General features: G+C 70.2%; 19 protein-coding genes. 12 read left to right on the top strand and 7 right to left on the bottom strand.

The genetic code is table 11. The annotated features are described in order from the left end of the window. The first annotated feature begins 35 nt into the window (after positions 1 to 35). Together ACE3T2_RS07375 and ACE3T2_RS07370 are read left to right on the top strand one after the other, a co-directional pair. Positions 36 to 662: an FMN-dependent NADH-azoreductase gene (locus tag ACE3T2_RS07375; protein WP_374656257.1), complete on the top strand. Its 627-nt coding sequence runs from the start codon at positions 36 to 38 to the stop codon at positions 660 to 662. After that, entirely contained in the window at positions 659 to 988 is a 330-nt protein-coding gene (locus ACE3T2_RS07370; protein WP_374656255.1) for a multidrug efflux SMR transporter, read from the top strand. Before ACE3T2_RS07375 ends, ACE3T2_RS07370 begins: the two co-directional genes overlap by 4 nt. Here ACE3T2_RS07370 and ACE3T2_RS07365 read toward each other — a convergent pair. Genes ACE3T2_RS07365 through ACE3T2_RS07355 form a run of 3 tightly spaced genes read right to left on the bottom strand, consistent with a single transcriptional unit; the run spans position 985 to position 2,207 of the window. Next, a complete protein-coding gene (locus ACE3T2_RS07365; RefSeq protein WP_374656253.1) occupies positions 985 to 1,284 on the bottom strand; it encodes a type II toxin-antitoxin system RelE/ParE family toxin in 300 nt (99 codons plus the stop codon). The two genes, ACE3T2_RS07370 and ACE3T2_RS07365, sit on opposite strands and share 4 nt — an antisense overlap. A 3-nt stretch (positions 1,285 to 1,287) precedes the next feature. Further along, a complete protein-coding gene (locus tag ACE3T2_RS07360) occupies positions 1,288 to 1,560 on the bottom strand; it encodes a type II toxin-antitoxin system ParD family antitoxin (RefSeq protein ID WP_374656251.1) in 273 nt (90 codons plus the stop codon). A gap of 29 nt (positions 1,561 to 1,589) precedes the next feature. Beyond that, positions 1,590 to 2,207, bottom strand: coding sequence for an NTP transferase domain-containing protein (locus ACE3T2_RS07355; RefSeq protein ID WP_374656249.1), 618 nt, complete (start codon positions 2,205 to 2,207; stop codon positions 1,590 to 1,592). Between the two features lie 29 nt (positions 2,208 to 2,236). Here ACE3T2_RS07355 and moaA point away from each other — a divergent pair, with 29 nt between their 5' ends. From moaA to glp, 6 genes are read left to right on the top strand one after another with little or no spacing between them, the layout of a single operon-like run. Further along, entirely contained in the window at positions 2,237 to 3,265 is a 1,029-nt protein-coding gene (gene moaA, locus ACE3T2_RS07350; protein WP_374656247.1) for a GTP 3',8-cyclase MoaA, read from the top strand. A 4-nt stretch (positions 3,266 to 3,269) separates the two neighbouring features. Next, on the top strand, positions 3,270 to 3,509 hold the full coding sequence (locus tag ACE3T2_RS07345; RefSeq protein ID WP_374656245.1) for a MoaD/ThiS family protein: 240 nt from the start codon (positions 3,270 to 3,272) through the stop codon (positions 3,507 to 3,509). Beyond that, positions 3,506 to 3,958 (top strand): molybdenum cofactor biosynthesis protein MoaE, encoded by a 453-nt coding sequence (locus ACE3T2_RS07340; protein WP_374656243.1) that lies wholly within the window; start codon positions 3,506 to 3,508, stop codon positions 3,956 to 3,958. The genes ACE3T2_RS07345 and ACE3T2_RS07340 overlap by 4 nt, the downstream gene beginning before the upstream one ends. Beyond that, entirely contained in the window at positions 3,955 to 4,503 is a 549-nt protein-coding gene (moaB, locus tag ACE3T2_RS07335) for a molybdenum cofactor biosynthesis protein B (protein ID WP_374656241.1), read from the top strand. The genes ACE3T2_RS07340 and moaB overlap by 4 nt, the downstream gene beginning before the upstream one ends. 7 nt (positions 4,504 to 4,510) lie before the next feature. Continuing rightward, positions 4,511 to 4,981 (top strand): cyclic pyranopterin monophosphate synthase MoaC, encoded by a 471-nt coding sequence (gene moaC / locus ACE3T2_RS07330; protein WP_374656239.1) that lies wholly within the window; start codon positions 4,511 to 4,513, stop codon positions 4,979 to 4,981. Further along, positions 4,978 to 6,177, top strand: a complete 1,200-nt coding sequence (gene glp / locus ACE3T2_RS07325; protein WP_374656237.1) for a gephyrin-like molybdotransferase Glp — start codon at positions 4,978 to 4,980, stop codon at positions 6,175 to 6,177. The genes moaC and glp overlap by 4 nt, the downstream gene beginning before the upstream one ends. On the opposite strand, the gene ACE3T2_RS07320 is transcribed toward glp, so the two are convergent. From ACE3T2_RS07320 to ACE3T2_RS07310, 3 genes are all read right to left on the bottom strand, one after another. Beyond that, complete coding sequence (locus ACE3T2_RS07320; RefSeq protein ID WP_374656235.1) at positions 6,174 to 7,343, bottom strand: alanine--glyoxylate aminotransferase family protein; 1,170 nt, start codon at positions 7,341 to 7,343, stop codon at positions 6,174 to 6,176. The genes glp and ACE3T2_RS07320 overlap by 4 nt on opposite strands. A gap of 65 nt (positions 7,344 to 7,408) precedes the next feature. Next, positions 7,409 to 8,182, bottom strand: a complete 774-nt coding sequence (locus tag ACE3T2_RS07315) for a tyrosine-protein phosphatase (RefSeq protein ID WP_374656234.1) — start codon at positions 8,180 to 8,182, stop codon at positions 7,409 to 7,411. 61 nt (positions 8,183 to 8,243) lie between these two features. Continuing rightward, the gene (locus ACE3T2_RS07310) at positions 8,244 to 9,257 is read right to left on the bottom strand and encodes a YeiH family protein (protein WP_374656232.1); all 1,014 of its coding nucleotides are present in this window, start codon (positions 9,255 to 9,257) and stop codon (positions 8,244 to 8,246) included. Between the two features lie 80 nt (positions 9,258 to 9,337). Between ACE3T2_RS07310 and ACE3T2_RS07305 the strand changes: the two genes are divergently transcribed. Together ACE3T2_RS07305 and ACE3T2_RS07300 are read left to right on the top strand one after the other, a co-directional pair. Beyond that, on the top strand, positions 9,338 to 10,234 hold the full coding sequence (locus ACE3T2_RS07305; protein WP_374656230.1) for a LysR substrate-binding domain-containing protein: 897 nt from the start codon (positions 9,338 to 9,340) through the stop codon (positions 10,232 to 10,234). Between the two features lie 49 nt (positions 10,235 to 10,283). Further along, complete coding sequence (locus tag ACE3T2_RS07300) at positions 10,284 to 12,311, top strand: TonB-dependent receptor domain-containing protein (RefSeq protein ID WP_374656228.1); 2,028 nt, start codon at positions 10,284 to 10,286, stop codon at positions 12,309 to 12,311. Between the two features lie 46 nt (positions 12,312 to 12,357). On the opposite strand, the gene ACE3T2_RS07295 is transcribed toward ACE3T2_RS07300, so the two are convergent. Then, positions 12,358 to 13,806 carry an AMP nucleosidase gene (locus tag ACE3T2_RS07295; RefSeq protein ID WP_374656226.1) on the bottom strand — a complete coding sequence of 483 codons (1,449 nt, stop codon included), beginning with the start codon at positions 13,804 to 13,806 and terminating at the stop codon, positions 12,358 to 12,360. Between the two features lie 181 nt (positions 13,807 to 13,987). Here ACE3T2_RS07295 and ACE3T2_RS07290 point away from each other — a divergent pair, with 181 nt between their 5' ends. Then, positions 13,988 to 15,235, top strand: coding sequence for a dicarboxylate/amino acid:cation symporter (locus ACE3T2_RS07290; protein WP_374656224.1), 1,248 nt, complete (start codon positions 13,988 to 13,990; stop codon positions 15,233 to 15,235). Positions 15,236 to 15,336: 101 nt separating this feature from the next. Further along, the gene (locus ACE3T2_RS07285; protein ID WP_374656222.1) at positions 15,337 to 15,885 is read left to right on the top strand and encodes a heme NO-binding domain-containing protein; all 549 of its coding nucleotides are present in this window, start codon (positions 15,337 to 15,339) and stop codon (positions 15,883 to 15,885) included. Positions 15,886 to 15,906 lie beyond the last annotated feature (21 nt).

Here is a 15,906-nt window from a genome sequence, read left to right as displayed (position 1 = left end):
CAATAGGTTGGCGTCTCCATTCGAGGAGACCCGCCATGCCTGTCCTGCTGCACATCGACGCCTCGCCACGCGAGGACTCCCGTTCGCGACGGGTCGGCGAGGCGCTGGTCGCCCGCCGCCTGGCCGATCGGGCCGACCTGCGCCTGGTCCGCCTGGACCTCTGGGCCGCCGACTTGCCGCACATGGACGGGGCGACCCTGGCGGCCAAGTACGCGCGGCTGGCCGGCAAGCCGCACGACAAGGCCGAAGCGCGCGCCTGGAGCGTGATCGAGGCGCTGGTCGCCGACCTGGACGCCGCCGCCGAGGTGGTGATCTCCACCCCGATGTGGAACTTCTCGATCCCCTACCGGCTGAAGCACTACATCGACCTCGTCACCCAGCCCGGCCTGTCGTTCAGCTTCGATCCGGCGAGCGGCTATTCGCCCCGGCTCGCCGAGCGGCCGGTGCACGTGGTGCTGGCCAGCGCCGGCGACTACCGCTTCGGGCCGAGCCGCGGACGGCCGGACCTGGCCACGCCCTACCTGCGCGAAGCCCTGGCCTTCATCGGCCTCAGCGACGTGACCTTCACCCCGGTGGGGCCGACGATCGGCGCGCCCAACGAGGTGGCGGCGGGCCTCGCCCGCGCCCTGGATCAGGTCGCGGCCCTGGAGCCGCAATCGTGAGCGCCCAGGCCGGCTGGATCATGCTGGCGGCCTCGGGGCTGCTGGACGTCGCCTGGGCGATCGCGACCAAGAAGGCGGACGGCTTCCGCAACCTCGGCTGGGCGGCGGCCTCGCTAGTGCTGCTGGCGCTGTTCGTGGTGCTGCTGACCCGCGCCCTGCAGGTGCTGCCGCTAGGCGTGGCCTATGCGGTGTGGGTCGGGATCGGCGCCATCGGCTCGGTCGCCGCAGGAACCCTGCTGTTCGGCGAGCCGCTGGGCGTGCCCCGGATCGCCCTGGTCGCGGTGGTCGCCGGCGGAATCGCCGGGCTGAAGCTGACGGCGGGCTAGGGGTCGGAAAGGGTGTCGCCGAGGTCGCGGGCGCCGTGCAGGATACGGACGATTTCCAGCGCGTCGGGCGTTACGCGGTAGAAGACGACATAGGAGCCGACGACCCAGGCCCGCATTCCCGGCTGCAGGTCATCGCGCGAACGTCCGGACTCCGGAAAGACGGCAAGCCGGCGTTCGGCGTCGAGCAAGGCGTAGATGATCCGATCAGCCGCGGGTGGATTGTCGGCCGCGACATAGACCCAGATCTCAGTGAGGTCTTCGTCGGCTTCCCGGCTGCGCGACACGCGTTTCGTCAAGACTCAGCCCCGGTTGGCCAGCCGGCGCCGGCCCTCGGCGATGATCTCCTCGGCGGTTCGATGGTGCGGCGCCGGCCCGCTGTCGATCCCGGCCTGGATCGCGGCGCGCAGGTCGGCGAGCTTGGCGGCGCGCTCTTCGCGCTTGCCGACCCAATCGCGCACCGCCTCGCGCACCACCTCGCTGGACGAGGCGTAATCGCCGGAATCGACAGCGTAGCGGATGCTCTCGAGCAGTTCTGGCGTGAGTGCGACGGAAACCTTTTCGACCTTGGACATGGCGGCCTCCTCTTCGGTAGGAAAAATTACTACCGGTAAGGCCCGGCGTCGAGATCGCCCGGCGTGTCGACATCGAACAGCACTCCGTCGTCGGCCGCTTCGACCAAGGCCAGACGGGGGCCAAGGTCTTTCAGGATCGCGCGAGCCCCCGCGTCGCCGTGCAGCGTCGCGAGCTGGGGCAGCAAGCTCGCGCCGATCAGGGCCGGATGGCCCCGCTGGCCTTGGAAGACCGGCGCCGCAGCCGGCGCGCCGGCCCGCACGGCCGCCGCCAAGGGCGCCAGCACCGCCGCCGGCACGCGCGGCATGTCGCCGAGAAACACGAAGACCCCGGCGCAGCCCGGGGAAAGCTCGGCCGCCGCGCGGCGCAGCGAGGCGCCCATGCCCTCGGCATGATCCTCCGCGTGGACGATCAGCAGGCGGTCCTCGCCCGCCCGCTGCGCATAGGCGCGGGCGGCGGCTTCCACCGCCTCGCCCCGAGCGCCCGTCACCAGGATGACCCGCGACACCGGGGCGGCGAAGGCCGCGGCCAGGGCGCCGTCCAGCAGCACGCCGTCGCCGAAGGGGGCCAGCAGCTTGCCGCCGCCGAAGCGGGCGCCCGATCCGGCCGCCAGAACGATGGCTTCGAATGCGTCCGCCCCTGTCGCCAAGCCGCGTTCCTCTCTATGTTAGCCAGACCATGACGCCCTATGACGCCGCATCGCCGCAAGAGGCCAGACCGCTGGTCGACGGGTTCGGCCGCACGGTCAGCTATCTGCGCGTCTCGGTCACCGACCGATGCGACCTGCGTTGCGTCTACTGCATGGCCGAGCACATGACCTTCCTGCCGAAGGCCGAGGTGCTGACGCTCGAGGAACTGGATCGCATCGCCTCGGCCTTTGTGGCGCTGGGCACGCGCAAGCTGCGGCTGACCGGCGGCGAGCCGCTGGTGCGCAAGGGCCTGATGGACCTGATCGGCAGTCTCTCGCGGCACCTGAAATCGGGCGCCCTGGACGAGCTGACCCTGACCACCAACGGCACGCGGCTGGAGGAGTTCGCCGAGGGCCTGGCGCGGCACGGCGTGCGGCGGATCAACGTCTCGATGGACACCCTCGATCCGGCCAAGTTCCGCGCCCTGACCCGCGGCGGCCAACTGCCCAAGGTGATCGCCGGGATCGACGCGGCCCTGGCCGCCGGGCTGGCGGTCAAGATCAACGCCGTGGCCCTGAAGGACGACAACGCCGCCGAGCTGCCCGACCTGATCGCCTGGGCCCATGCGCGTGGCTGCGACATGACCCTGATCGAGGCCATGCCGCTGGGCGAGATCGAGGTCGACCGCACCGACCAGTTCCTGTCGCTGAAGGACGTCCGCGCCAGGCTGGAAAGCTTCTGGACGCTCAACGAGATCGCCCACCGCACCGGCGGCCCCGCGCGTTACGTGAAGGTCGAGGAGACCGGCGGGCGGCTGGGGTTCATCACCCCGCTCAGCCATAATTTCTGCGAGAGCTGCAACCGCGTACGGCTGACCTGCACCGGCACGCTGCACACCTGCCTGGGCCGCGAGGACGCCAGCGACCTGCGCGCGGTGATCCGCGGCGGGGCCAGCGACGCCGGGCTGATCGACGCGATCCGCCTGGCGGTCGACGCCAAGCCGCAGGGCCACGACTTCAAGATCGAGCGCGCCGCCGCACCCGCCGTGGCCCGCCACATGTCGACGACCGGAGGCTGAAGCCGTGGCGCGCGTCCTGCTCTTCGGTCGGCTCGCCGACATCGCCGGCTGGCGCGAGCGGGAGCTCGAGGCCGCGTCGGTGGCGGCCTTGCGCGCGCTGCTGTCGGGCGAGGACGAGGCCCTGGCGCACGCCCTGGCCGGCCCCGGCGTGCAGGTGGCGCTGGACCAGGCGATCCTGCGCGGCGATGCGGCCCTGTCGGCCCGCTCGGAGGTCGCCTTCCTGCCGCCGATGAGCGGCGGATGATCGCCCTGACCGACCAGCCGTTCGACCCGGGCGAGCTGCTGAGCGCCTTCGCCCGAGGCCGCAGCGAGACCGGCGCCGTCGCCACCTTCACGGGCTTGGCCCGCGCCGAGCGCGGGGCGACGAAGATCCTGGAGCTGGAGGCCTATCCGGGCTTCACCGAGGCCGCGATCGGCAAGATCGCCGACGAGGCCGCGGCGCGCTTCTCCCTCGACGACGTCCAGATTGTCCACCGCGTGGGCAAGATCGCGCCTGGCGAGGCGATCGTCTTCGTCGCCACCGCCGCCCCGCACCGGCGGGCGGCGTTCGAGGCCTGCGATTTCCTGATGGACTACTTGAAGAGCCGAGCCCCCTTCTGGAAGAAGGAGACCGGTCCGGACGGCGCGCGCTGGATCGAGCCGCGCGACCAGGACCACGCCGACATCGCCCGATGGGAGAGCACCAAGCCATGAACGCCTTCACCCCCGGCGGCCGTATCGACGAGAGCCAGGCGATCAAGCCGGTGCGCATCGCGGTGCTGACCGTCTCCGACACCCGCGACGACGAGAGCGACACCTCCGGCCACGTCCTGGCCGAACGCATCGTCGCGGCCGGTCACGAACTGGCCGACAAGGGCATCGTCAAGGACGACGTCGTCCAGATCCGCGAGCAGATCAAAGCCTGGGTGGCCTCGCGCAGCGTCGACGCGATCATCACCACCGGCGGCACCGGCATCACCGGCCGCGACGTGACGCCCGAGGCGGTCGAGCCGCTGTTCGACAAGAAGATCGATGGCTTCTCGGTGATCTTCCACCTGGTCAGCTACCAGTCGGTGGGCCTGTCGACCCTGCAGAGCCGGGCGACCGCGGGCATCATCGATGGCGTGTTCGTGTTCTGCCTGCCTGGCTCGAACGGGGCGGTGAAGGACGGCTGGGACAAGGTGATCTCCGCCCAGCTCGACAGCCGCCATGGCCCCTGCAACATGGTCGAGCTCATGCCCAGGCTGCTTGAGAAGTAGGCCTGCGTTGAGCAAGCTGACCCACATCGACGAGACCGGCCGCGCCCACATGGTGGACGTGTCGGATAAGGCCGTCACCGCCCGCGAGGCGACCGCCGAGGGCTTCGTGCGCATGGATGCGGCGACCCTGGCCCTGGCGCTGTCGGGCGACGCCAAGAAGGGCGACGTGCGGGCCACCGCCGAAATCGCCGGGATCATGGCCGCCAAGAAGACCAGCGACCTGATCCCGCTGTGCCATCCGCTGGCGCTGAGCAAGGTCGAGGTGCGGGTCACGCCGGGCGAGGGCGGTCTTTCCGTCACCGCCCGGGTCAAGACGTCGGGCCAGACGGGTGTGGAGATGGAGGCCCTGACCGCCGTCTCCGTCGCCTGCCTGACCATCTACGACATGCTGAAGGCGGCCGACAAAGGCATGACCATCGAGACCGTGCGCCTGCTGACCAAGAGCGGCGGCAAGTCCGGCGACTGGGTGCGCGGGTGAGCGACCTGAAGCTGCTGAGCGTTGACGAGGCGCGGGCGCGGATGCTGGCCGAGGTCTCGCCGCTGCAGGCCGAGACGATTTCGCTGAGGGCCGCCATCGGCCGGGTGCTGGCCCAGGACGTGACCGCCGTGCGCGACCAGCCGCCGTTCGACGCCTCGGCCATGGACGGCTGGGCGCTGCGCAGCGCCGACGCCCCCGGAACCCTGGCCGTCGTCGGCGAAAGCGCCGCCGGTCACGGTTATGACGGCGAACTCGCGCCCGGTCAGGCGGTGCGCATCTTCACCGGGGCGGCCATCCCCGCCGGCGCCGACACCATCGTGATCCAGGAAAATGCGACCCGCGACGGCGACCGCGTCACGGTTCCCGCCACAGCCGTCGGCGACAGCGTGCGGCCGCGCGGCGGCGACTTCGCGGCCGGAGCCGCGCTGCTCACGGCCGGAACCCGCATCGATCCCTGGCGGTTGTCCCTGGCGGCCTCCGCGGGGCGGGCCGACGTTTCGGCGTACGCCCGCCCGCGGGTGACGATCGTCTCGACCGGCGAGGAGATCGTCGAGGCGCCGGTCGCGCCGGGCCCCTACCAGATCTACGATTCCGGCGCGCCGGCCCTGGCCGCGATGGTCGAGGCCTGGGGCGGGGTCGCCGCCAAGCTAAAGCCCGTGCGCGACGAACTGGACGCGGTGATCGAGGCCCTGCGCGGCGCGGACGCCGACCTGATCGTCACGGTCGGCGGCGCGTCGGTCGGCGACCACGACCTGGTGCGCGCGGCGGGCGAGGCGCTTGGCCTGTCGATGAAGGTCGCCAGCGTCAAGGTCCGGCCGGGCAAGCCGACCTTCTTCGGGGTGCTGGCCGACGGGCGGCGGATGCTGGGTCTGCCGGGCAATCCGGCCTCGGCTTTCGTCTGCGCCGAACTGTTCCTGCGGCCCATCGTCATGAAGATGCAGGGCGGGGCGGAAAACCTGCCGATGGCGAGCGCCAAGCTGGCCGAGCCGATGAAGGCCAACGGGCCGCGCGAGCACTGGATGCGCGCGCAACTGGCCGTCCAGGCCGGCGAGCTGCGCGTCCGTCCCTATCGCGACCAGGACTCCTCGCTGGTCACGGTCTTCGCCGGGGCCGACGCGCTGCTGCGCCGGCCCGCCGACGCCCCCGCGCTGAACGCCGGAGACGTGGTCGAGGTGTTGCCGCTGGCCAGGGCCTAGACGAGCTTGGCTTCGGCGGCGGCCAGGGCGGCCGCGCCGTCGGCCTTGTAGCCCTGGGCGGCCAGGGCTTCGGAAAGCGCGTTGAGGCACAGGCGCACGTGCCACGGGGTGGCCGAGGCGCCCATCAGGCCGATGCGCCAGACCTTGCCCTTTAGCGGGCCGAGACCGGCGCCGAGCTCCAGGTCCCACTTGGCGAGCACATAGGCGCGGACGGCCGCCTCGTCGACGCCGTCCGGCACGATCACGGCGTTGAGCTGGGGCAGACGGTCCTTGGGCTCGACCAGGAATTTCAGGCCCAGGGCCTCGATCCCGGCCGCCAGGGCTTCATGGGTGCGGGCATGGCGCACCAGCACCGCCTGTTGGCCTTCCTCGAACAGCGCCACCAGGCTCTCGTGCAGGCCATAGAGCGCATTGATCGGCGCAGTATGGTGATAGGTGCGGCCGCCATCGCCGCCCCAGTAGCTCATCAGGAGATTGAAGTCGCACAGCCAGTTGCGGACCTTGGTCTTGCGGGCCTTGATGGCGTCCTGCGCGCGCCGCGACAGGGCGATGGGCGACAGGCCGGGAGGCGCCGACAGGCACTTCTGGGTGCCGGAATAGACCGCATCGGCGTCCCAGGCGGCGACATCGACCGTGACGCCGCCCAGCGAGGTCACGCAGTCGACGATGGAGAGCGCGCCGTACTTGCGGGCCAGGCCGCAGAGGGTGGCCGCATCGCTGCGCGCGCCGGTCGAGGTCTCGGCGTGGACGAAGGCGAAGACCTTGGTCGGCGCCGCCTTCAGGGCCTCTTCCACCGCGGCCGGATCGACCGGCTTGCCCCAGTCGAACTCGACCTTCACGACCTCGGCGCCGGCGCGGTCGGCCATGTCGGCCATGCGGCCGCCGAAGGCGCCGTTGATGGCGATGACGGCGCGGTCGCCCGGCTCCAGCAGGTTCATGATCGCCGCTTCCATGCCCGCGGTGCCGGGCGCGGGCAGCGGCACGCAGGCGTGGTCCGGCGCATTGAACAGGCGGGCGAGCGCAGCCTTGATCTCCTCCATCAGCTCCTGGAACTGCGGGTCCAGGTGGCCGATGGTCGGACGGGCGAGAGCGGCCAGTACGCGGGGGCTGACGTCGGAGGGGCCGGGCCCCATCAGGATGCGCCGCGGCGGCTGGAAGCTCTGCATGTTCGTCGTCCCCGTATGGTCCGTATTCTGGTTGGGGCGACGCTTAGGGGATCGGGGCGGCGATGTCAGCCCAGGATGCGCTGCTCGATCCGGGCGCGCAGCTGCGGATCGACGCCGAGGACTTCGGCCAGGTAGGCGTCGATCGAGCCGTGCTGGGCGGTCATCACCTCGAAAGCCTTGGCGAGAAAGGCCTCGTTGACGCTGACGGCCTGACGCAAGGTCGCTTCGTCCAGCACCTGGCCGGTCAGGTCGGCGATCCAGGGGCCGAGGAAACCGATCTTCTTGGCCATCCGGCTCTCGTCGTTGGTGGCGAGGTAGTCCGCCATGGTGTCGTCGCGATGGACGCCGGCGATGTGGTGGGTCAGGGCGCAGAGCATGCCCGTGCGGTCCTTGCCGGCCGCGCAGTGGACGACCAGGGCGCCATCGGCGTCGGCCAGGGTCTGGAAGTAGCGGCGGAACAGGTCGACGTGGCGCGGCTCGTGCGGCGCGCGCTCGTAATAGGTCAGGCTGTCGCGATAGAACCACGCCGCGTCGATGGTCTCGCCGCTGGTCAGGGCGTCGGCCCAGTCGGCATAGGTGCCGTCGATGTCGTTCTCGATCACCTGGCCGGCGAAACCGTCCCAGCGACGGGAGGGCTCGCGCTCGCGCTCACGGCGGCGGCGCAGGTCGACGATGACCGCGACGCCCAGGTCGCGCAGCTTGGCCAGATCCTCGTCGGTGGCGTAGGCGTGGTTGGCCGAGCGGAACAGGCGGCCGGCCGCCAGTTTGCGGCCCGACGCAGTGGAATAGCCGCCGAAGTCGCGGAAGTTCTCGATGCCGTCGAAATTGATATTCGTCATGGCGCGGATTTAGCGAGCCCGCCGCACGAATGCGAGGGTTCGCGTCGTCGCGACGGCCGGATTACGCCAGGCCGAGCAGGCGCAGCAGGCCGATCGCCAGCGCCGCAAGGAGACCGAGCGACAGGGCGGCGGCGAGGCAGACGCGCAGGCCAGCCCTGGCCAGGGCGCGCACGTCCGCCCCAAGGCCAAGGGCGGCCATGGAGGCGATCGTCAGCCAGACCGAGGCCTTGCCGGCGAGCGCCGCGGCCGGGTCGGGCACAAGGCCTAGGGTGCGGCCGGCCGCCAGGACCAGGAAGACCAGGATGAACCAGGGCGCGAGACGGCGCCAATCGAGGCCGCGCCCGCCCTCCTCGCCGCCGCGGGCCAGGCCGAGCAGCAGGCAGACCGGACCCAGGGCCAGCACCCGGACCATCTTCACCAGCGCTCCGGTCTGGACCGCCAGGACGCCGGCTGGCGCGGCGGCGGCCAGGACCTGCGGCACCGCATAGACCGTCAACCCGGCGAAGGCGCCGCAGGCGGCGGGCGAGAGCCCCATGGCGCCGGCCAGCGGCGCGACGCCCAGCATGACGCCCACGCCCAGCACCGCGGTGAAGGCGATGGCGGCGGCGACGTCTTCCGACCGCGCTCCGATCACCGGAGCGACCGCGGCGATGGCGGAGTTGCCGCAGATCGAGTTCCCGCAAGCGACCAGAACAGCCATAGCCTTGGGCAGGCCGAGGCCGCGCGCCAGGCCATAACCGCCGGCGATCGACAGGGCGACGACGGCGGCGATTCCGACCACGAGGCCCGGCCCCATCCGGGCCAGGGCCACGACGCTCACCGTTGCGCCCAGCAGGGCGACGGCGATCTCCAGCACGACCTTGGAGCCGAAGGCGATCCCCTCGCCCCAGACCTCGCCCGGAGTCCATAGGGCGCGGACCAGCACGCCCAGCAGCACCGCCAGCGCCAGGGCCTCCAGCGGCGCGTGGCCGAACAGGCGCGTCTCCAGACCGTTAAGGCCGGCGGCGGCCAAGCCGATCAGGGCGCAGAGGACGAGGCCGGGCAACAGGCGGGACATGCGGCGGACAGCAACCATGCGAATGTTCTCGCGCCGCACATCCAATCATTCCAACGAATTATAATTGCCGCTTTGATCGTAAAATTCGATCATTAGACATGACCCTGGAACAGCTTCGCATCTTCGTGGCGGTGGCCGATCGCCTGCACATGACCCGCGCCGCCGAGGCCTTGCACATCACCCAGTCGGCCGCCAGCGCGGCGGTGGCGAGCCTGGAGGCCCGGCACGGCACGCGGCTGTTCGACCGGATCGGACGGGGCCTGGCCCTGACGGCGGAGGGGCGCGCCTTCCTGCCCCAGGCGCGTGCGGTGCTGGCCAGCGCCCAGGACGCCGCGGGTCTGCTGGATGATCTGGCGGGTCTGAAGCGGGGTCGGATCGACCTCGCCGCCAGCCAGACCATCGCCGCCTACTGGCTGCCGCCGCGGCTTGCGGCCCTCTCGCAGCGCCATCCCGGGCTCGACCTGGAACTTGCCCCCGGCAACACCGCCCAGGTCGCCGAAGCGGTGCTGGAAGGCCGGGCCGAGCTGGGCTTCGTCGAAGGTGCGCTGGACAACTCGCCGCTGCTGGCGCGCACGCAGATCGGCGCCGACCGGCTGGTGATCGTGGCCCGGCCCGACCACCCGCTGGCCCGCGCCGGCGAGCGTGGGCTCGAGGGTCTCGCCGACCACGCCTGGGCGCGCCGCGAACTGGGATCGGGCACCCGCGCCGAGCTGGAGCACGCCCTGCGCGGCCTGGGCCTGGACCCCGACGCCCTGCCCTGCGCCCTTGTCCTGCCGTCCAACGAGGCGCTGCTGGCGGCGGTCGCGGCCGGCGGGCTGATCGCGGCGGTCTCGGACCTGGCGGCGCGGCCGCTGATCGCACGCGGCGCCCTGGACGCGGTCGGGCCGGACCTGCCGACGCGTCCGTTCCACCTGCTGCGCCATCGCGAGCGGCGGCTGAGCCGCGCCGCTCAGGCCCTGCTTGCGAGCCTGCAAGAGACCGCGCTTGATGAATGATACATTATAACATATCAGACACCCTTTCCATCAGTCGGGGTGTCATCGCATGCAGTTCAGAACCCTCCTTCTCGCCGCCGCCGGCCTGTCGGCCCTGCCCGGCGCGGCGGCCGCAGACCAGTCGGGTCCCGGTTTCGAGATCGGCGAGGTGGTCGTCACGGGCGACCCGCTGGGCCGGCGCGGCGACGACGTGGCCTCCAGCGTCGCCGTCGTGCGCGGCGATGAGCTGGACCACCGCCGCCAGTCCACCCTCGGCGAGACCCTGACCGGCCTGCCGGGCGTCAATTCCGACACCTTCGGCGGCGGGGCCAGCCGCCCGGTGATCCGCGGCCAGACCGCGCCGCGGGTGAAGGTGCTGACCGACGGGGCGGCGCTGCTGGACGCCTCGGAGGTGTCGCCCGACCACGCCGTCTCCGGCGAGCCGTTGCTGCTGGAAGGGGTCGAGATCCTGCGCGGGCCGAGCGCCCTGCTGTATGGCGGCGGCGCCATCGGCGGAGCGGTCAACCTGATCGACAAGAAGATCCCCACCCGCCCGCCCGACGACGGCTTCGAGGGCGTCGCCGAGGTGCGCCTCGGTTCGGCCGACAACGAACGGGCCGGCGTGATCGGCGCGACCGGCGGAGCCGGGAACCTGGCCCTGCGCATCGAGCTCGCCGGGCGCAAGGCCGACGACTACGAGGTTGCGGACTGGAGCGAGAAGGTGCTGGACGGCTCGTTCAGCCAGGGCCGGACCGCCACCCTCGGCCTCTCCTGGGTCGGATCGCGCGGCTATCTCGGCGCGGCCTATACCGAGCAGCGCAGCAAGTACGGCCTCCCCGGTCACAATCACGAGTACGAGGACTGCCACCCGCACGGCTCGACCCTGCATTGCGGCGGCCATGGCCACGACGACGGCCACGGTCATGAGCATGAACACGGCGAGGAGGGCGCTCCGGTGGTCGACCTGACCAGCAAGCGGTTCGACCTGCGCGGCGAGTTGAGCGACCCCGTCGCCGGGATCGAACGCATCCGCCTGCGTGCCGGCTACACCGACTACGCCCACGACGAGATCGACGACGGGACGGTGGCCACCACCTTCACTAACAAGGGCTACGACGTGCGCATCGAGGCCCAGCACGCGCCGATCGGCGCCCTGCGCGGCGTGGTGGGCGTGCAGACCGCCCGCAGCGATTTCGCCGCGGTGGGCGAGGAGTCGTTCATTCCGAAGAGCCGCACCGTCAACACCGCGATCTTCCTGCTGGAAGAGTACGTGGCCGACGACTGGCGGTTCGAGGGCGCCCTGCGCCAGGAATGGCAGGACGCTCGAGCGCTGGGCCGGCCCGACGTCGAGCACAAGCCGTTCTCGGCCTCGCTGGCGGCAAGCTGGCGGTTCGCGCCCGGCTATCTCGTCTCGCTGGCGATCGCCCGCTCACAGCGGGCGCCGGCCGCGCAGGAGCTCTATGCGCGCGGCGTGCACCTGGCGACCAACACCTATGAGATCGGCGACGCCGCGCTGGACGTGGAGACCGCGAAGTCGGTGGAGCTGACCCTGAAGAAGACCGACGGCGCAACGACCTTCACCGCCAGCGCCTATCGCTACGCCTATGACGGCTACATCTACGCCCGCACCATGGACCAGTTCGAGGACTTCCGCCTGATCCGCTACAGCCAGGGCGACGCGACCTTCACCGGGGTCGAGGGCGAGGTGCGCCACCAGTTCACGCCAGGCCTGTCGGCGGCGGTGTTCGGCGACTATGTGCGCGCCAAGTTCGACAATGGCGGCGACCTGCCGCGCATCCCGGCCGGGCGGCTGGGCTTGCGCGGCGACTTCACCCGCGGCGACTGGTCGGGCAGCGCCGAATATGTGCGGGTCTTCGAGCAGGAGAAGATCGCCGCCTTCGAGACCCGCACGCCCGGCTATGACATGGTCAACGCGACCCTGGCCTACGATCTGGCGCTGGCCGGGTTCGCCAGCCAGGTGTTCGTGCGCGGGACCAACCTGCTGGACGAGAAGGCGCTGAACCACGCCTCGTTCATCACCAACCTCGCCCCGCTGCGCGGCCGCAATTTCGCGCTGGGCCTGCGGACGCGGTTCTAGGGCGGCGACGTTCCTCCCCTGCGCAGCAAGGGAGGAAGCGGCCCCCCTATCGGAAGGGGGGTTCGTCGAAGCTGCGCAGCTTGCGCGAGTGCAGCTTCGGCCCCTCCTGGCGCAACAGGTCCATGGTGGCGATACCGATCTGCAGATGCTGGCCGATGGCGCGTTCGTAGAAGGCGTTGGCCTGGCCCGGCAGCTTGATCTCGCCATGCAGCGGCTTGTCCGACACGCAGAGCAGCGTCCCATACGGCACCCGGAAGCGATAGCCCTGGGCGGCGATGGTCGCGCTCTCCATGTCGATGGCGACGGCCCGCGACTGATTGAACCGAAGCGAGCTGGATGAGAACCGCAGTTCCCAGTTCCGGTCGTCGGTCGTGACCACCGTGCCGGTGCGCAGCCGACGCTTCAGCATCTCGCCGCTCTCCCCGGTGACGTTCTCGGCCGCGCGGTTCATGGCCACCTGGATCTCGGCGATCGGCGGAATCGGGATTTCCGGCGGCAGCACGTCGTCCAGCACGTGGTCGTCGCGCAGATAGGCGTGGGCCAGGACATAGTCGCCGATGGTCTGCGACCCGCGCAGGCCGCCGCAGTGGCCGATCATCAGCCAGGCCTGCGGCCGCAGCACCGCCAGGTGGTCGGTGATGGTCTTGGCGTTGGACGGCCCGACCCCGATGTTGACCAGGGTGATCCCGCGCCGGCCCGGCGCCATCAGGTGATAGGCCGGCATCTGGTGGCGCCGCCAGGGACCGTCGGCCACCGCCTGCTCGCCGTTCTCGGTGTCGGCGGTGACCAGCACCCGGCCAGCCGCCGACAGGGCTTCGTAGCGCCCCTCCTTGATCTGCTGGCAGCCCCAGCGGACGAACTCGTCGACGTATCGATGGTAGTTCGTGAACAGGATGAACTGCTGGGTGTGCTCGGCCGGCGTGCCGGTGTAGTGGGCCAACCGCGCCAGCGAGAAGTCGGTCCGCAGGCCGTCGAACAGGGCCAGCGGCCGGGTCTCCTCCAGGCCCGGAACCCAGAAGCCGTCGGCGATCTCATCGCCGATGTGGGCGAGCTCGGTGGTCGGGAAGTGACGTGCGATCTCGGCCGAGCCGACATCGGCCATGGCCAGGTCCACCGCCCCGTCCAGCACGTAGGGGAACGGCATCTCCTGGGTCGAGCGCCCCACCTCGACGGTCACGTCGAAGTCGGCCATCAAGAGGCCGATCTGCTCGACCAGATAGTCGCGATAGAGGTCGGGCCGGGTGACGGTGACGCTGTAGTCGCCCGGCTGGGAAATGCGGGCATAGGCGCGCGACAGGCGCGGATAGGCCCGGCCGTGCGGCCATGAGAGCCGCAGTTCCGGATAGGCGAAGATTCCCTTCGCCCGGTCGGCGGGCGACGGCGGCGGTCCGCCCGAAAGGAATGTCTGGAGGGAGGTCCTCAGGGACCGGACTGTCGTCTGATATTCCTGATTAAGCCGCTCGACGATGGCGGTTGCTTTTTCTTCTTTGGACATGGGTCAGTTTAGCCTGCTCTGGTGCAGGTTGCGAGATGCCTCTGCCTCGAAAATCGTATCCCTATGGACGAACGGCCCTTTTCTCGGCCACAAGGTCGGCTGAGATCCATAGCGCGCGAGTGTGACGGCCCCTGACCGGCGGCTTCCTCGCGGGCCGACAGAGACCCCGGGGGACCCGCGCATGAACCGACTTTTCACCGCCTTCATCGTGGGGGCGATGGTGCTGGGCGTGCTGGTGGGCTGGGGCGTGAACCAGGGCCTGTCGCCCGAACAGGCCAAGGGCGTCGCCGACAACCTGACCATCATCACCGACGTCTTCCTGCGGCTGATCAAGATGATCATCGCCCCGCTGGTGTTCTCGACCCTGGTGGCCGGCATCGCCCACATGGAGGACGCCGCCTCGATCGGCCGGGTCGGGGTGAAAACCATGTTCTGGTTCATCTCGGCCTCGATCGTCTCTCTGACCATCGGCCTGCTGATGGTTCACCTGATCCAGCCGGGCGCGGGCATGAACCTGGTGGCCGAAGCGGCCGCGAACAGCGGAACCGTCGACGCCTCGAAACTGACCCTGAAGGAATTCGTCACCCACCTGGTGCCGAAGTCCATCGTCGAGGCCATGGCCAACAACGAGATCCTGCAGATCGTGGTGTTCTCGATCTTCGTCGGCACCGCGGTCTCGGCCATCGACGACAAGGCGCCGGCGGTCACCGCGCTCGTCGACCAGATCGCCACCATCATGCTGAAGGTCACCGGCTACGTCATGAAGACCGCCCCGCTGGCGATCTTCGCGGCCCTGGCGGCCACCATCTCGACCCAGGGCCTGGGCGTGCTGGTCGACTACGCCAAGTTCGTGCTGGGCTTCTACGCCTCGCTGGGCGTGCTCTGGGCGCTGCTCAGCATCGCCCTCATCCTGATCGTGGGAAAGCGCGCCCTGCAGCTGCTGGGCGCCATCCGCTCCCCCGCCCTGCTGGCCTTCGCCACCGCCTCGTCGGAGGCGGCTTATCCGCGGACGCTGGAGGAGCTGCAGAAGTTCGGCCTGTCGCGCCGGATCGCCAGCTTCGTCCTGCCGCTGGGCTACTCGTTCAATCTCGACGGCTCGATGATGTACTGCACCTTCGCGGTGCTGTTCATCGCCCAGGCCTACGGCATCGACCTGACGATCGGCCAGCAGATCACCATGCTGCTGCTGCTCATGGTCACCTCCAAGGGCATGGCCGGCGTGCCGCGCGCTTCGCTGGTGGTGATCGCCGCGACCCTGACCTATTTCGACCTGCCCGAAGCCGGGCTGCTGCTGATCCTCGGCGTGGACCACCTGCTGGACATGGGCCGCAGCGCCACCAACGTGCTCGGCAACTCGGTCGCCAGCGCCGTGGTCGCCAAGTGGGAAGGCCAGATCGAGGAACCCGAGCCGGAGCCCGCCAAGGCCTGACGACGGTGGTTTTTGCGAGCTCCTCTCGCCGCTGTTAACGGTCGGTCCGTGATTTCCGCATATTACGCGGTTATCTGAACACGTTCGCGGACCGGGTGGGAATGAAGGGCATCGTCTTTACGGAGTTCCTGGAATTCGTCGAGGACCAGATGGGCCCCGACATGGTCGATACGATCATCGACGACTGCGAACTCTCGACCGGCGGCGCCTACACCGCCGTGGGGACGTATCCGTTTTCTGAGCTGCGCGATCTGCTGCTGTCCCTGGTCAAGCATTCGGGCGCGGAGCCGGCCGTGCTGCTGCGCGGCTTCGGCCACAAGCTGTGCGCCACCTTCACCACCGGATACGCCCGGTATTTCGACGCCGCCGGCTCGCTGTTCGACTTCCTGGGGTCGATCGACGACCACATCCACGTCGAGGTCCGCAAGCTCTATCCCGACGCCGAGCTCCCCTCGATGCGGATCGCCGAACGCAACGCTGACCGCCTGGCGCTCGACTACCGCTCCGAACGTGGCCTGGAGGCCCTGGCCGAAGGGCTGATCGAAGCGACCTCCGCCTATTACCGCGAGCCGGTCGCGGTCAGGTCCGCGCGAATGAGCGATGCACAGGGCGAGTTCGTCCGTTTCACCATCGAGCGCAAGGCGGCCTGAGACTCTCTTGGAACAGTCCCC

Origin of the sequence: Phenylobacterium sp. (genome assembly GCF_041919955.1) — a bacterium.
Lineage (GTDB): Bacteria > Pseudomonadota > Alphaproteobacteria > Caulobacterales > Caulobacteraceae > Phenylobacterium.
This window is presented reverse-complemented; position numbering and strand designations above follow the sequence as displayed.

What these genes read in the sequence shown, in the direction of transcription:
- ACE3T2_RS07315 (WP_374656234.1), bottom strand. Translation starts at nt 8,182, where the DNA reads ATGACGAATATCAATTTCGACGGCATCGAGAACTTCCGCGACTTCGGC.
- moaA (WP_374656247.1), top strand. Translation starts at nt 2,237, where the DNA reads ATGACGCCCTATGACGCCGCATCGCCGCAAGAGGCCAGACCGCTGGTC.
- ACE3T2_RS07310 (WP_374656232.1), bottom strand. Translation starts at nt 9,257, where the DNA reads ATGGTTGCTGTCCGCCGCATGTCCCGCCTGTTGCCCGGCCTCGTCCTC.
- ACE3T2_RS07305 (WP_374656230.1), top strand. Translation starts at nt 9,338, where the DNA reads ATGACCCTGGAACAGCTTCGCATCTTCGTGGCGGTGGCCGATCGCCTG.
- ACE3T2_RS07340 (WP_374656243.1), top strand. Translation starts at nt 3,506, where the DNA reads ATGATCGCCCTGACCGACCAGCCGTTCGACCCGGGCGAGCTGCTGAGC.
- ACE3T2_RS07290 (WP_374656224.1), top strand. Translation starts at nt 13,988, where the DNA reads ATGAACCGACTTTTCACCGCCTTCATCGTGGGGGCGATGGTGCTGGGC.
- ACE3T2_RS07375 (WP_374656257.1), top strand. Translation starts at nt 36, where the DNA reads ATGCCTGTCCTGCTGCACATCGACGCCTCGCCACGCGAGGACTCCCGT.
- moaB (WP_374656241.1), top strand. Translation starts at nt 3,955, where the DNA reads ATGAACGCCTTCACCCCCGGCGGCCGTATCGACGAGAGCCAGGCGATC.
- ACE3T2_RS07285 (WP_374656222.1), top strand. Translation starts at nt 15,337, where the DNA reads ATGAAGGGCATCGTCTTTACGGAGTTCCTGGAATTCGTCGAGGACCAG.
- ACE3T2_RS07300 (WP_374656228.1), top strand. Translation starts at nt 10,284, where the DNA reads ATGCAGTTCAGAACCCTCCTTCTCGCCGCCGCCGGCCTGTCGGCCCTG.
- ACE3T2_RS07295 (WP_374656226.1), bottom strand. Translation starts at nt 13,806, where the DNA reads ATGTCCAAAGAAGAAAAAGCAACCGCCATCGTCGAGCGGCTTAATCAG.
- ACE3T2_RS07360 (WP_374656251.1), bottom strand. Translation starts at nt 1,560, where the DNA reads ATGTCCAAGGTCGAAAAGGTTTCCGTCGCACTCACGCCAGAACTGCTC.
- ACE3T2_RS07320 (WP_374656235.1), bottom strand. Translation starts at nt 7,343, where the DNA reads ATGCAGAGCTTCCAGCCGCCGCGGCGCATCCTGATGGGGCCCGGCCCC.